Origin of the sequence: Paracoccus sp. 08, assembly GCF_024105395.1 — a bacterium.
GTDB lineage: Bacteria > Pseudomonadota > Alphaproteobacteria > Rhodobacterales > Rhodobacteraceae > Paracoccus > Paracoccus marcusii.
In genome coordinates, this window is record NZ_WEKR01000005.1 from 1 (window position 1) to 14,193 (window position 14,193).

The 14,193-nt window shown below is 66.8% G+C and carries 15 protein-coding genes; 4 read left to right on the plus strand and 11 right to left on the minus strand.

Features of this window, described 5'->3' with window-relative positions; translation table 11 throughout:
* A partial coding sequence (locus tag GBO37_RS02135; RefSeq protein ID WP_252926829.1) for a transposase occupies positions 1-226 on the plus strand: 226 nt, incomplete at its 5' end.
* A 540-nt stretch (positions 227-766) separates the two neighbouring features.
* Here GBO37_RS02135 and GBO37_RS02140 read toward each other — a convergent pair.
* Positions 767-1,474, minus strand: coding sequence for a GntR family transcriptional regulator (locus GBO37_RS02140; protein WP_045982973.1), 708 nt, complete (start codon positions 1,472-1,474; stop codon positions 767-769).
* Between the two features lie 197 nt (positions 1,475-1,671).
* Here GBO37_RS02140 and GBO37_RS02145 point away from each other — a divergent pair, with 197 nt between their 5' ends.
* Together GBO37_RS02145 and GBO37_RS02150 are read left to right on the plus strand one after the other, a co-directional pair.
* On the plus strand, positions 1,672-2,883 hold the full coding sequence (locus GBO37_RS02145; protein ID WP_148911941.1) for a CaiB/BaiF CoA-transferase family protein: 1,212 nt from the start codon (positions 1,672-1,674) through the stop codon (positions 2,881-2,883).
* Positions 2,880-3,770 (plus strand): hydroxymethylglutaryl-CoA lyase, encoded by an 891-nt coding sequence (locus tag GBO37_RS02150; protein ID WP_252926830.1) that lies wholly within the window; start codon positions 2,880-2,882, stop codon positions 3,768-3,770. The genes GBO37_RS02145 and GBO37_RS02150 overlap by 4 nt, the downstream gene beginning before the upstream one ends.
* Positions 3,771-3,809: 39 nt before the next feature.
* Here GBO37_RS02150 and GBO37_RS02155 read toward each other — a convergent pair whose 3' ends face one another.
* The 3 genes from GBO37_RS02155 to dctP are packed head-to-tail and all read right to left on the minus strand — an operon-like array spanning position 3,810 to position 6,638.
* Complete coding sequence (locus GBO37_RS02155; RefSeq protein ID WP_045982975.1) at positions 3,810-5,078, minus strand: TRAP transporter large permease; 1,269 nt, start codon at positions 5,076-5,078, stop codon at positions 3,810-3,812.
* Positions 5,075-5,632, minus strand: coding sequence for a TRAP transporter small permease (locus GBO37_RS02160; protein WP_252926831.1), 558 nt, complete (start codon positions 5,630-5,632; stop codon positions 5,075-5,077). Before GBO37_RS02160 ends, GBO37_RS02155 begins: the two co-directional genes overlap by 4 nt.
* A 10-nt stretch (positions 5,633-5,642) precedes the next feature.
* Complete coding sequence (dctP, locus tag GBO37_RS02165; protein ID WP_194886321.1) at positions 5,643-6,638, minus strand: TRAP transporter substrate-binding protein DctP; 996 nt, start codon at positions 6,636-6,638, stop codon at positions 5,643-5,645.
* 352 nt (positions 6,639-6,990) lie between these two features.
* Here dctP and GBO37_RS02170 point away from each other — a divergent pair, with 352 nt between their 5' ends.
* Positions 6,991-7,269: an SH3 domain-containing protein gene (locus tag GBO37_RS02170; protein ID WP_252926832.1), complete on the plus strand. Its 279-nt coding sequence runs from the start codon at positions 6,991-6,993 to the stop codon at positions 7,267-7,269.
* A 6-nt stretch (positions 7,270-7,275) separates the two neighbouring features.
* Here GBO37_RS02170 and GBO37_RS02175 read toward each other — a convergent pair whose 3' ends face one another.
* From GBO37_RS02175 to GBO37_RS02205, 7 genes are all read right to left on the minus strand, one after another.
* A complete protein-coding gene (locus GBO37_RS02175) occupies positions 7,276-8,262 on the minus strand; it encodes a methylenetetrahydrofolate reductase (RefSeq protein ID WP_252926833.1) in 987 nt (328 codons plus the stop codon).
* A complete protein-coding gene (locus GBO37_RS02180) occupies positions 8,259-8,834 on the minus strand; it encodes a methylenetetrahydrofolate reductase C-terminal domain-containing protein (RefSeq protein ID WP_148911936.1) in 576 nt (191 codons plus the stop codon). The genes GBO37_RS02175 and GBO37_RS02180 overlap by 4 nt, the downstream gene beginning before the upstream one ends.
* A 385-nt stretch (positions 8,835-9,219) precedes the next feature.
* Positions 9,220-10,362 (minus strand): glycine cleavage T C-terminal barrel domain-containing protein, encoded by a 1,143-nt coding sequence (locus tag GBO37_RS02185; RefSeq protein WP_252926835.1) that lies wholly within the window; start codon positions 10,360-10,362, stop codon positions 9,220-9,222.
* Between the two features lie 170 nt (positions 10,363-10,532).
* Complete coding sequence (locus GBO37_RS02190; protein WP_252926838.1) at positions 10,533-11,030, minus strand: Lrp/AsnC family transcriptional regulator; 498 nt, start codon at positions 11,028-11,030, stop codon at positions 10,533-10,535.
* An 84-nt stretch (positions 11,031-11,114) separates the two neighbouring features.
* Positions 11,115-12,446 (minus strand): glutamine synthetase family protein, encoded by a 1,332-nt coding sequence (locus GBO37_RS02195; RefSeq protein ID WP_046001093.1) that lies wholly within the window; start codon positions 12,444-12,446, stop codon positions 11,115-11,117.
* A gap of 4 nt (positions 12,447-12,450) precedes the next feature.
* Positions 12,451-13,275 carry an ABC transporter permease gene (locus GBO37_RS02200; protein ID WP_252926841.1) on the minus strand — a complete coding sequence of 275 codons (825 nt, stop codon included), beginning with the start codon at positions 13,273-13,275 and terminating at the stop codon, positions 12,451-12,453.
* Complete coding sequence (locus GBO37_RS02205) at positions 13,272-14,153, minus strand: ABC transporter permease (RefSeq protein ID WP_252926844.1); 882 nt, start codon at positions 14,151-14,153, stop codon at positions 13,272-13,274. Before GBO37_RS02205 ends, GBO37_RS02200 begins: the two co-directional genes overlap by 4 nt.
* Positions 14,154-14,193 lie beyond the last annotated feature (40 nt).

Sequence of the window (14,193 nt, forward strand, 5' to 3'; positions counted from 1 at the left end):
TCGTGAAGCATTGCAGGACAAGGGCATCACGCCATGCATTCCTGGCCGGAAATCCCGAGGCAAGCCCGTCACATACGATAAACGCCGCTACCAGCGGCGCAATCGTATCGAGATCATGTCCGGCAGGCTCAAGGACGGGCGCCGCGTCGCGACCCGCTACGACAGGTGCCCGAAGGGCTTTCTGTCCGCCATCGCTCTCGCCGCAACTGTCATCTCCTGGCTTTGAAAATTAACGAGACTGGAGCCTAGTTGCGCCAGCGTCCAAAGTGTCGGCAACAGTTTTATGATTGATCATTTCCAGAAAACGATGAACGCCTAATGCAAGCTATCAGAGCCGACAAGATTGCCGTTTCTAATTATGCTTGACACAGCAAATTACGTTTGCGCGGGTATACGGCTTTAGCGTTCAACTGCATCTCTTGTACCTATTTGCATCACAGATGCTTGGTGTGTGTAAACACAGCACTAATGTCCCTTAGAAATTTAAAAACGCCTCTACCGCATATTTAAGTTCGTCAGGGCTCACTACAAATGCTAGCAGCCGGTCTGGTTATCTCCAAGACGGTGCTAGTCATGCCCTGCCAGACCGTAATCGAAATGGCGGTAAGCTCTGGGGCGTTTTACGGTTTGGCCAGGCGAAATCTCATGCCATCGCCTTTGATCGGGACGTTGCGTGTGGGCCCACCGGCAACCAGGTCATACGCCGCAAATCCGGCAGGATACCGGCACCGCAGATGGCCGCGTTCCGATGATTGGTCGGGTGCGATCAGTCATGGCCGCCAGCCTGGAACAGGCTTTCGGCGGACGCGTCCGGGGCGGGATCGCTGTCCATCGTATCCTCGGCGGACAGGATGTGGACCTGCATCATGCGTTCGGCCCAGTGCGGCTTGCGGGCGGCGATAGCGGCGGCGATCTCCAGGTGGTGCTGGGCCGAACGGCGCCGCTGCTGGGGGGTGAAGCGGCGGAAGGTGCGCGTGACCAGCGCCACGTCGACCGTCGCGCGGATCAGGTGCATCAGCCTGGGGGACTGCGTCGCCTCGGCGATCAGCGCGTGGAACCGGGCGTTTTCCTGGTCGATGCCGGCGATCAGGGCCTCGCTGTCCTCGGCGACCTGCGCCAGCGCCTGCATGCGGTGGGCGGAGGCGGTCAGCGCCTCGATCTGGGCGGGCGTCGCGCGTTCGGCGGCCTTGGCGGCGGCATAGGATTCCAGCCGCAACCGCAGTTCGAAGATCTCGCGGACCTCGTCGGCGTCGGGGACCACGCACCACAGCCCCTGCCCCTTGCGACGCTCCAGCAGTCCCTCCAGCAGCAGGCGCTTGATCGCCTCGCGGATGGGCGTGCGCGAGATGCCCAGGTCCTCGGCCAGCCCGACCTCGGTCACCTTGCGGTCGGACGGCAGGCGTCGCTCCAGGATCGCCTGGCGCAGTTCGCGATAGGCCCGCCTGGACGCACTTTCCGCTGATTCCGGCTGCATCTTGAACCCTTCCGCCACGTGCTGCTGGGGCGCAGTTCATCATCTGGTCGGGGGCATTACAATCCCCGGCAATGAGTGCAGGAAAGCTGGCATGCTTCACTGGAACCGTATAAAATCAATCTTCAGACTAAAAAATGGATACAAATTTCAGGCCGCGCGGATTAAAACCGTCATGAACGCATCAGGGAGGGATGGCGATGACAGGGAAAGCACCGTTCGGGCCGCTGCAGGGTCTGCGGGTCGTCGAGATGGGGCAGCTTTTGGCGGGACCGTTCGTCGGCAGCCGCTGCGCCGATTTCGGGGCCGAGGTCATCAAGGTGGAGGCGCCGGGCAGCGGCGATCCGATCCGCAGCTGGGGCCGCCTGCAGCACGAGGGCAAGACGCTGTGGTGGCCGATCATGGCACGCAACAAGAAATCGGTCTCGATCAACCTGCGTGCCGCCGAGGGGCAGGAGCTGGCGCGGTCGCTGATCGCGCAGGCCGATGTCCTGATCGAGAACTTCAAGCCCGGCACCCTGGAACGGTGGGGCATGAGCCCGGAGCAGCTGCACGCCCTGAACCCCGGGCTGGTGATCGTGCGAGTCTCGGGCTTTGGCCAGACCGGCCCCTATGCGGCGCGACCCGGCTTTGCGTCGGTGGGCGAGGCGATGTCGGGCCTGCGCTATATCAACGGCTATCCGGACATGCCGCCGCCGCGCTATGGCATCTCGCTTGGTGATACGCTGACGGCGCTGTTCGCGTTCGAGGGGATGATGATGGCGCTGTATCACCGCGACCGGAACGGCGGGCGCGGCCAGGTGGTGGACGCGGCCATCACCGAAAGCTGCTTTGCAATGCTGGAAAGCACGGTCACGGAATATTCCAAGGCCGGAGAGGTCCGCCAGCCGTCCGGCACCGGGCTTGCCAAGATCGCGCCGTCGAACATCTATCCGGCCAGGGACGGCACCTATGTGGTGATCGCGGCCAATGTGGATGCGATGTTCCGCCGTCTGACGCAGGCGATGGGCCAGCCGCATCTGGCGGACGATCCGCGCTTCGTGACCCATATCGCGCGGGGCGAGAACGCGGAGCTGCTGGATTCGATGATCGCGACCTGGTCCGCGTCGCTGGACGTGGCCGACCTGACCGCGCGGCTGGAACAGTTCGGCGTGGTCTTCGGCCCGATCAACTCGATCGCCGAGGTGGTCCAGGACCCGCACTTCCGCGAACGCGGCATGGTGCGTGACCATCACGACGATGACTTCGGCACGATCACCGTCCCCGGCGTCTTCCCGGTCCTGTCCGAGACGCCCGGCGACATCGCCTGGCTGGGCCCGCAGCAGGTGGGCGCGCACAACGCCGAGATCTATGCCCGGATCGGCCTTGGCGAGGAGACGATCGAGGATCTCAAGGCGCGGGGCGTGATATGAGCGTCACGATCTGCGAGGTCGGCCCGCGCGACGGGCTGCAGAACCTGCCGCGCCTGTTCTCGGTTCAGGAGCGGGCGCATCTGATCGCCGAACTGGCGGCCGCGGGGCTGCGCCAGATCGAAGCCGTCAGCATGGTGAACCCGGCCCGCGTCCCGCAGATGGCGGATGCCGAGGCGGTGCTGGACGCGCTGCCGCCCCTGCCGGCGGTCCAGCTGTCGGCCCTGGTCCTGAACCGCATGGGGGCCGAACGGGCCCTGGCGACCGGGGTGCGCGAACTGCGCTTTGCGGTCGTCGCGTCGGACACGTTCTGCCGGCGCAACCAGAACATGGGCAGCGACGACAGCCTCGCGGCCTTTGCCGCCGTGGCGCCGATGGTCGGCCAGGCCGGGCGGCAGCTGACCGGCGTGATCGCCACCGCCTATGGCTGCCCGTTCGAGGGAGAGATCGCGCCCGCGCGGATCGCGCAGATGGCAGAGGCGCTGCGCGCGGCGGGCGCCGACCGGATCGTGCTGGCCGACACGATCGGCGTCGCCGCCCCCCGCGACATCGCGCGGGTCCATGACGCCTGCCGCGACGCGCTGGACGGCATTGCCTGGGGCGTGCACCTGCACAACACCCGCAACACTGGCTATGCCAACCTGATGACCGCGCTGGAACGCGGCGCCGGCATCATCGATGCGTCCATCGGGGGGCTTGGCGGCTGTCCCTTCGCGCCCCGCGCCACCGGCAACATCGCGACCGAGGACGTGCATTACCTGCTGCACCGCGAGGGGATCGACACCGGCCTGGATCACGACCGGCTGGCCCTGCTGGTGGAGTGGCTGGCCGAACGCGTGCCGGACAAGATCACCGGCCAGCTGGCCCGCGCAGGCTGGTTCGGCGCCTGACCTGCATCGGCGCCCGGCCGTCCGGCCGGGCGCCGATCACTACAGCCCCGGTATCGCCAGGACGATCTGCGGGAACAGCGCGATCAGGAACACCGACCCCAGCATGATCGCGACGAAGGGCAGCGCGCCCTTGGCCACCACCGACAATGGCGCACGGTCCAGCGACTGGATCACGAACAGGTTCAGCCCGACCGGCGGGGTGATCAGCGCGACCTCGATCAGCAGCACGAAGAAGATGCCGAACCAGATCGGATCGATGCCAAGCGCGATCACCGTCGGCATCAGCACCGGCACCATGATCAGCAGCATCGACATGCTCTCCAGGAAGAAGCCGATGAAGATCAGCATGACCGCGATCAGCAGCAGCGCCAGCGTCGCCGTGTTGAAGTAGTCCTCGAACAGCCAGGCCAGTTGCGCGGGCAGCTGATAGAGGGTGATCGCCTGGCCGAAGATCTTGGCGCCGATGACGATCAGGAAGATGACCGTCGTCGTCTTGACCGTGTCGCGCACCGCGCCCAGGAACACCGCACGGCTAAGCCGTCCGCCCGCCGCCAGGATCAGCAACGCGACGGATGCGCCGATGCCCGAGGCCTCGGTCGGGGTGAAGATCCCGCCATAGATGCCGCCCAGGATCGTGCCCGCCAGCAGCAGCGTCGGCAGGGCGCGCCGCGTCGCGGCCAAGCGTTCGGGCCAGGTCGCGCGCGGCATCGCCTGATGGGTGCCCTGAATCGCCGATGCGATGACCACATAGACGCCGAACAGCACGATCAGCAGGATGCCCGGACCGACGCCGGCCAGAAACAGCTGACCGATGCTTTGTTCGGTGATCGCGCCATAGATGATCAGCGGAACCGAGGGCGGAATGATGATCCCCAGCGTGCCGCCTGCCGCCATCAGGCCCAATGTCAGGCTGCGCGAATAGCCGCGCTTGACCATCTCGGGGATGGCGACGGTGCCGACGGTCGCGGCCGTGGTGATCGAGCTGCCCGAAATGGCCGAGAAGACCCCGCAGGACAGCAGCGCCGCGATGCCCAGGCCGCCGGGCCAATGCCCGACCCAGCTCTGCATCGCGACGAACAGGTCGCGCCCGATCCCCCCGCGCAGCAGCAGGTTCGACATCAGCAGGAACAGCGGGATGGCCAGCAGCACGAAATCGTTGATGCCGCCGAACAGCGTACTGGCGACCATCGACAGCGGCAACCCGTCGATGGCCAACAGCCCCGCACCCAGGATGCCCAGCGTGAAGGCCACCGGAATGCCGGTCATCAGCAGCGCCAGAAGCGCGCCGAAGATCAGGAACGGGGTCATCGTCCGGCCTCCCCAGGAGCGTTGTGCGACAGCTCCTGTTCGGTGCTGCTGGCGAAATCGGGGGCGGGACGGCCCGGCAGCCGGATCAGGTCCGCCAGCGCCTGCAAGGCCAGGATCGCAAAGCCAAGGATGATCGGCAGTTCGGCGATCCAGGTCGGCATCCGCAGCATCGAGGGCTGGCGCCGCCCGAAGGCGATCGAGTCCAGCGTCGATCCCGTGGCGACCCACAGAACAAAGATCGAGAACCCCAGGATCGCCACAAGGCTCAGCGCCTCGGCCGCCTTGCGGCCTGCGGGGGGCAGTTGCCCGATGACGGCGGTGATGCGGATCATGTGCCCGTCGCGCAGGCAATACCCCATCGCCAGGAAGGTCAGCCAGATCATCACTGTGGTCGCGACGTCCGATGTCCAATGCGTGGGGGCGCGAAAGACATAGCGCGCCACCACCTCATAGGTCAGCAGCATCGTCATGGCGACGATGCCCACCTCGGACAGGCGCGCCGCGATCAGCGACAGCCCGTCCGCCAGGCGCAGCGCGCCACGGGATGCAGTCATGCCCCTGCCCTCAGCGCAGCGCGTCCAGCGCCGTCAGAAGCTGGTCTCCCGCCTCGCCCGCCTCCTGGCGGAACTGCTCGACCGCGGGGCGGGTGGCCTCCTGCCAGACGGCGATCTGCTCGGGCGTCAGTTCGGTGACGGTCGCATGGCCGTTCTCGGCCAGCCACTGCGCGGCCTCGACATTCTCGGCCTCGGTCTCGGCGCGCATCTTCTCCTCGGCGCGGATGGCGGCCTCGGTCATCCAGGCCTGCTCCTGTTCGGACATGCTGTCCCACAGGGCCGGGTTGATGACCGCGATGAATTCGGCCAGGCCGTGGCTGGTCATGGTGACATGATCCATCACCTCATAAAGCGCACGCGACTTGACCGCGGTGGTCCCGCTCATCCCGATATCGACCAGGCCGCGCTGATAGGCCACGAACTGCTCGGCGCCGCCGACGACCACCGCCGATCCGCCCACGGCCTCGATCAGATCGCCCGTCGGCTTGCCGGTCGCACGCACCATCTTGCCGCGCATGTCATCCGGAGAGACGACCGGCGCGCCCTTGGACAGCATTTGCACCGGGCCGTAATCCTGCCACCACAGCACCTTGGACCCGGCCTCCAGCAGCAGGTTGTCAAAGGTCGTGCGGAACGCGCCCTCACGGTCGGCGGCGCGCGCCAGGATCTGATAGTCCGGGAACATGAACGCGACCGAGAAGATGCCGGCTGCCGGGACGGACCCCGCATATTCGTCGGCCAGCACGATGCCCATGTCGATCGCGCCGCTGGAGATCGCCTGCGGCACCTCCTGCCCCTTGAACAGCGACGCGCTGTCAAAGACGCGCACGGTCATCTCGCCGCCGGAAATCTCGTTCAGCTGCTCGGCGAAATAATGGGTGTTCGCGCCGACGGGATGGTTGGCACCGACCTGGACGGTCATGCGCAAGGTCCGCTCGGCCGACGCATCCCCGGCCATCAGGCACATCGCGCCGCTCATGACGGCAGCCGCTATCGCGTGTTTCATCACTTCCTCCCTGATACTCCCGGCCCCTCGCCGTGATCCGGCCGCTCCTCCCCGAGCGCCGGCGCCTTCAGATAATGCATACAATATTTTTGCTGTAAAGCGGCGCAGACGATCTGGTATCGCCGTTCAACGTGCAGAAAGGGCATCGACGAATAATAGTATCGGCCACCCAACTCGCCTTGCACACAATTTCCGTCAAGGGTTCGTCCCTTGACCGGTGGCCCCAATGCTTTGAGCAACGCCACCTTCCCGGCATCCAAAGCAGCGTCAATCGACCGCGACCGGTGCGAACCCGATTGCCGTCATGGGCGCGATGGTGTCGTATTGGCGGCGAAACGATCAGGGACCTACAATGCGACCATATCTTGCCGCCTTTCTTGCGCTCATGACGGTCACGGCCTGCGCGGTCGGCTCCGGCGCGGTGGTGCAGGGTGCCGGCCCCGACGACCTTCTCAAGCTGCGCGAGGGGCCGGGGCTGAACCACAGGATCATCATCGGCCTGCCCGACGGCACGCGCCTGACGCGGCAGAACTGCGTGACCACCGACGGCAAGGTCTGGTGCAGGGTGATGCTTTCCGACCGGCCCAGCGTCTCGGGCTATGTGGCGGCAGAATACCTGGCGCATCGCTGACGGCGGTCAGTCCGCCGGGCGCCCCTCGCGCACGCCGGACTGGGCGATGATCTCGGACACCAGGTGTTCGCGGCGATAGGCCATGACATGCACGCCGCTGACGCCCGCAATCGCGCGGATCTGCTGGATCAGCTCGATGCACAGGCGCTTGCCCTCCTCGCCGGGATCCGCGGCCCGCTCCATCCGGGCGATCACCGCGTCCGGGATATGGACGCCGGGAACGTTGCTGCGCATCCAGCGCGCGGCCTTGGCCGAGGCCAGCGGGCCGACCCCGGCCAGGATGAACACCCGCCGGTCCAGGCCCAGGTCGCGGACCCGCGCCATGAAGCGGGCGAAGGTCGGGACGTCGAAGATATAGTTCGTCTGGATGAAATCCGCGCCCGCCTCGACCTTCTTGGCTAGGCGGTCGGGACGCCAGTCCAACGGCGCGATGCAGGGGTTCTCGGCCGCGCCGAGGAACATGCGCGGCGGGCTGGTGATGCGGCGGCCCGACAAAAACATGCCATCGTCGCGCATCGTCCGGATGGTGCGCAGCAGCGAGATCGAATCCAGATCGAAGACCGGCCGCGCACCGGGCTGATCGCCCACCCCCACACCGTCGCCGGTCAGGCACAGCACGTTGCGCACGCCCATCGCCGCCGCCCCCAACACGTCCCCCTGGATCGCGATGCGGTTCCGGTCGCGGCAGGATATCTGATAGACCGTCCCGATCCCCGCCCGCGTCAGCAGGGCCGAGATGCCGATCGACGACATGTGGCAGTTGGCCCCCGACGCATCCGTCGCGTTGATCGCGTCGGCGACCCGGGCCAGCGGGCGCGCGGCGGCAAAGACATCCGCGGGGTCTGCGCTGTCGGGCGGGTTCAGTTCGGCGGTGACCGCGAAATGACCCTGGCGCAGCACGCGCTCCAACCGGCTGCCCGACACGTGGCCGGGGGGCGGCGGGTCATAGGACGGCTGCCAGCGGTCGAAATCGACGGGCGGGATGTCGGTCATCGGCGCGGCCCCCGGTCGGCCGGTCGCGGCTCGACCGCCAGGGGCGCGGCCGCCGGTTCATGGGCGCGGGCCTGCGGAAAGGCGCGGGCGATGGTGCCGCGGGGGGCGTCGGGCGGCCCGGCCGGGTGCGCCGCCTTTTCGCGCGCCACGCGCAGCCAGGACGACGACCCCTGCAGGCTGCGGTCCACGGGCGGCTGGACGTCGCCGATTCGCGCGCCGTCGCGCATCCGGGCGGCCCCCTCCCACGCCATCACCCAGACACAGCGCATCTGCGGATCGACCTCGCAGAAGCCGCCGGGGCGCACGCCGCCGCAGGGACCGTTCCGCAATGTCTTGGGGCAGTTCATCGGGCAGGACATGCCGGTCGAGGACAGCACGCATTGCCCGCACATCCGGCAGTCGAACAGCAGGCCCTTGGTCAACCGCTCGACCGCGGCGACGGGGCGTTCCAGCCGGTGATACCCGATGCGCCGGAACAGCGGGTCCAGGGCGACCAGAGCGGCCTCGAACCGGACATAGACCCATTCGAAGGCGCGGGCATGACGGACGGCAAGACGGCGAAGGTGGTACATGCTATCCGCCCCGCCGCAGGGAAGGCCGGTTGCCCATCATGTCGCCGCGTTCAGTCGCCCGACCCGATCGCGCAGCACGCGCATTCCGATCGGGCGGGGTGATTGAACTGGTCGGGCGTGTTCGCCGGGTGCCAGACCTGCGACGCACCGGGGCAACCCTGATCACCCGCCCGCATGCGACCAGCCCCTTGCGGGCGCAGGGCGACAATGCACCACGCGTCGCCGGAAAGGTGCGCCCTGCCCCGGGGGGCTGGAACGACATCGCCTTAGCGGGCATCTGCATCCCCAGGCATCAGCACGCGGCGGTCCCCGGACAGAGGCACCATCCGCGTCGGGGGGCAGGACAGATCGGACATGTCTGAAGCTCCGTGATCCGGGGGCAGGGTCAGGCGACGGCGATGGTCTTCTTGGGGTCGTGAAAGGGCCGTTCGACGATGGTCGCGGACCGCGTGCCGTCCGGGGTCCGGACCTGAACCTGGGCGCCCATCTGTGCCGATCCGGCCGACAGCATCGCCAGCGCGATGTTGCGATCCAGCCGCGGCGAATGGATCGCCGAGGTGACCTTGCCCACGACCTGGCCGTCACGGGTGACGGGCCAGAAGGTCGTGTTCGGCCCCTTCAGCGGCGCGCCGTCGATCACCAGGCCGACCTGGCGGCGGGCGGGGCCGTCGGCCTTGATCCGGCGCAGCGCATCCTTGCCGATGAAATCGGCCTCGATGTCCAGGTCCACCAGCCGGTCCAGACCCAGCTCATAGGGATTGGTATCGATGTCGGCATCGGCGTGATAGGACAGCATCGCCCCCTCGATCCGGCGGATCGACGAGGTGTGGCCCGCCTTCAGCCCCAGGGGCGCACCCGCGGCCATGATGCGCTCCCACAGCGCGTCGCCGCGGCTGCCGTCCTGCAGATACAGCTCGTATCCCAACTCGCTGGACCAGCCGGTGCGCGACACGATCAGCGGGATGCCGTCCAGATCGACCCTGCGCAACCAGTAATAGCGCAGGTCCATGATCGCGTCGCCGAACAGCGCCCGCATCACCGCACCCGATTTGGGCCCCTGCAGCTGCAGGGGCGACACGTCCGGTTCCCTGATCGTGACGTCCATTCCCGAATGCACCGCGACCCCCTGCGCCCACAGCAGGATGTCACTGTCGGCCAGCGATATCCAGAAATGGTTTTCCGCCAGCCGCAGCAGGACCGGGTCGTTCAGGATGCCGCCCTGGGCATTCGTAATCAGCACGTATTTGCACTGTCCGACCGCCATCGTGGACAGGTCGCGCGGGGTCAGCGTCTGGACGAACCGCGCCGCGTCGGGGCCGGTGATCTCGACCTGACGCTCGACGGCGACGTCGCACAGGATCGCGTCGTTGATCAGGTTCCAGAAGTTCTGCACCGGATCGCCAAAGTCGCGCGGGATGTACATGTGGTTATAGACCGAGAACCCCGTGGCGCCCCATCGGACGGTCGCGTCGAAATAGGGGGACTTGCGGATCTGGGTTCCGAAACCGAAATCTTGGATCTGGGTCATCTGACGTCTTCTTCCACGAAAATGGGCCGGTGGCCGGGGCGGGACATCTGCCATCTAAGCGCGGATGCGGACGACGCACGGGCCAAATCCGGCGCGCAAACAGGCCGGTCGGGCTGTTCTTGGGGTGGACTGCAGACCGGACGGTCTTGGCCGGAGAATCCCGCGCCGGGTCAGGCGGGGTGCGCGGGCGCGCGCGTCAGCGCCTTGAGGTCGGGCTGTGCCGCCTTGACCTGTCGCGTGACGATATAGGTCATATAGCGCTGGATCCCCAGATCGGCCTCCAGCAGCGATTCCATCAGGGCCTGGAACGCCGTCAGGCTTTGGGTGATGACCTTGAGGACATAATCCATCCCGCCGCCGGTCGCGATGCATTCGGTGATCTCCGGCAGGGCAGCAATATGGCTTTCGAACCGGTCGAAATCGACCTTGCGGTGCTGCGCCAGCGATACGGTGACGACGACCTGGGTGACATTGGCAATGCGCTCCAGCGCGATGTCGGCCCGGTATCCCCGAATCAGCCCGGCCTCGCGCAGCCGCGTCAGCCGCGCCCAGCAGGGGGTGGGCGACAGGTTCACCAGCTCGGCCAGTCGCGCCTTGCTCAGCTGCCCGTGCTGCTGCACGGCCGCAAGGATGCGGATGTCGGTCGCATCAAGGCCTGGCCTGCTCATCCACCGCCTCACTTGCCGTCACGGACGGCGAACATTTCCCACGGCCCTGCTGCCCGGAAACAGGCGGGCGGGCCATCGTCGCGATCAGACCGTGTCCAGGTACAGCTCGACCGTCTCCTCGTCGGACAGCTCGGCCATGTAATGCAGTTCCTGGCGCTTGGTCATCAGATAGTTGTCGACCAGATGCGCGGGCAGGATGCGGCGGATCTCGGGGCAGCTGTCGAACGCCTCGATCGCGGCGCCCCAGTCGCCGGGCAGCTGCGCCAGCTTCTGGTCATAGGCGTTGCCCTTGAAGGGCGCGGGGGCGACCAGCTGGTCCTCGATCCCGTTCAGCGCGGCCCCCAGGATGGCGGCGATGGTCAGATAGGGGTTCACGTCGCCGCCGGCCACGCGATGCTCGATCCGCCGGGCCTTGGGGCCCGATGAGGGGATGCGAATCGCGGCGGTGCGGTTCTCATAGGCCCAGCCGATGCCGGTCGGGGCATGGGCGTTGGGAACCAGGCGGTCAAAGCTGTTCTCGTGCGGGGCAAAGAGCAGGGTCGATCCGGGCATGGCGCGCAGGCAGCCGGCGACAGCCTGGCGCAGCGCCTCGGTCCCCTCCTCTCCGCCATTGTCGAAGATGTTTCGCCCGGCCCGGTCCAGGATCGAAAAATGCATGTGCATCCCGTTGCCCGCGAACATCTCGTAGGGCTTGGCCATGAAGCTGGCGGCAAAGCCGTAGGTCCGGGCGATGCCCTTGACCAGCATCTTGAACAGCCAGGTGTCGTCGGCGGCCTTCAGCGGATCGGCCTGATGCATCAGGTTGATCTCGAACTGTCCCGGCCCCGCCTCCGAGATGGCGGTATCGGCGGGAATGTCCATCGCCTCGCAGGCGTCATAGAGCGTCGTGAAGAACTGGTCGAACGCGTCCAGGGCGCGCAGCGACAGGACCTCGCCGCCGGTGCGCCGCTTGCCGGATTTCGGGCTGGGCGGCACGCGCAGCGTCTTGCCGCTGTCGTCGATCAGAAAGAATTCCAGCTCGGTCGCCACCACCGGTACCAGCCCGGCCGCGACATAGCGTTCGGCCACGCGGGCCAGCGCCTGGCGCGGGTCGCCGTCATAGGGGGTGCCGTCGGGATGGAACATCCACAAGGGCAGCAGCCCCGTGGGCGCGTCCAGCCACGGCATGGGCAGGAACCCCCGTTCGGTGGGCAGCAGCAGCCCGTCGGGGTCGCCGGATTCGAAGACCAGCGGGCTGTCCTCGACATCCTCGCCCCAGATGTCCAGGTTCAGGACCGAATAGGGAAACTTGGTCCCCTCCTCCAGCAGCTTGCCGGCATAGCGGGCGGGCACGCGCTTGCCGCGCGCGACACCGTTCAGGTCTGCTGCCGCGACGCGGATCGTCTTGACCTCGGGGTGTTCGCGCAGCCATTCCATGGGATTATCTCATCAACTGGGGACGGTACCGGACGCGGCTGGACGCACCCGGCAGATGCCGGTTCAGCCGCCTGTTCACCCTGCCGAAAAGCCAGATCAATGCCAAGGTGGCAGCGATGAAATAAGCGGCGGCAATGGGATAGGCGACGAAGGGGTTGAAGGTCCGGTCCGCGAAGTAGCTGGCATAGTACAGCGCGTCACCCTTTTGCTGGAACGCCGGAAAGCCGCTGAAATAGACCAGCGTCGTGGCGTGGAACAGGAAGATCGCCTCGTTCGTGTAGCTGGGCCAGGCCAGGCGCAGCATGGTGGGCCAGACGATCCGCCGGAACCGCTTCCACCCAGTCAGGCCATAGGCGTCGGCGGCCTCGACCTCTCCCTTGGGGACCGACATCAGCGCGCCATGAAAGATCTGCGCGCTGTAGGCCGCGGTGTTCAGGATCAGCACGATCAGCGCCCCGGCCCAGGCCCGCGTCAGCCAGCTGGTCTGGATGGTCATCCCCAGGACGTCGATGCCCGCCCGCGGCAGCAGCACCAGCGATTCATAGGCGATGAAGAACTGGATGAACAAGGGACTGCCGCGGAAGACGAAGATGAAGGCGTTCGCGGGCTTGCGCAGCCAGGGGTTGGCACTGGCCTTGGCCAGCGCCAACCCCGTCGCGATGAAGAAGCCGACCGACAACGCCAGCACTGCAAAGTACAGGTTCCAGATCAGGCCCGACCCGATCAGCACCGCCTGCTGGCACAGGTCATATCCCTCGCGCGGCAACAGCCGTTCGCCATAGCCGATCGAGCGCAGGGCATAGTCCTGGATGGTCTGCACGCAGCTCATGCCGGGGCTCCCTTGCGCTCGGCCTCGCCGCCAAGCGTGGCCTGGCCGCGCGACAGCCGCCGCGTGACGCGGCCCAGCACGCGTTCCGAGATCCAGGTCATGCACAGATAGAACACCAGGATGCTCAGGAAGTAATACAGCCGCCAGTCCGGATGCGGATAGGTGAAGGCGCTGGTCTTGGACCCGCCCAGCTCGCGCGCCCAATAGACGATGTCCTCGACCCCCAGCAGGAACAGAAGCGGCGTGGCCTTGATCAGGATCATCCACAGGTTCGACAGGCCCGGCAGGGCATAGGTCCACATCTGCGGTATCAGCACGCGGCGGTTCACCTGCGCGGGCGACATGCCATAGGCCTCGGCCGTCTCCAGCTGGGCGCGGGGCACGGCCGCCATGGCGCCGGACAGCACGTTCGCGGCAAAGGCACCGAAGACGATCGAGAAGGCGATGACCGCCAGGAAGATGCCATAGACGTCATGCACCCAGGGCGCGGCGTCGTTCAGCGGCAGCTTGGCCGCAGCGCAGACGACGAAATCGTTGCCCTGCCGGACCGGCGCATCGCTGTCGCACAGGACCTGATGGCGCACCCATTCGAAGCCCTGGTCAAGCGCGATCGGCACGAACAGGAAGAAGATGATGTCCGGCACGCCCCGCACCATCGAGGTGTAGATCCCCCCGAACCACCGCAGCGGCGCGATGCGCGAGCGGCTGGCCATGGCGCCGCCAAAGCCGAACAGCAGCGCGATGGGCGCGGTGATCGCCAACAGCAGAAGCACCGTCCCGAAGCTGGCATAGAACAGCAGATGCGTGCCCGATGTCAGGTAGCACGACAGCCAGGCAAGCCCCTGCAGCAGGGACGGATCGGTGCAATATGCGAACATGGGACTTCCCGAAGGGCCGCCGCGGCACGGGTCCGCGGCG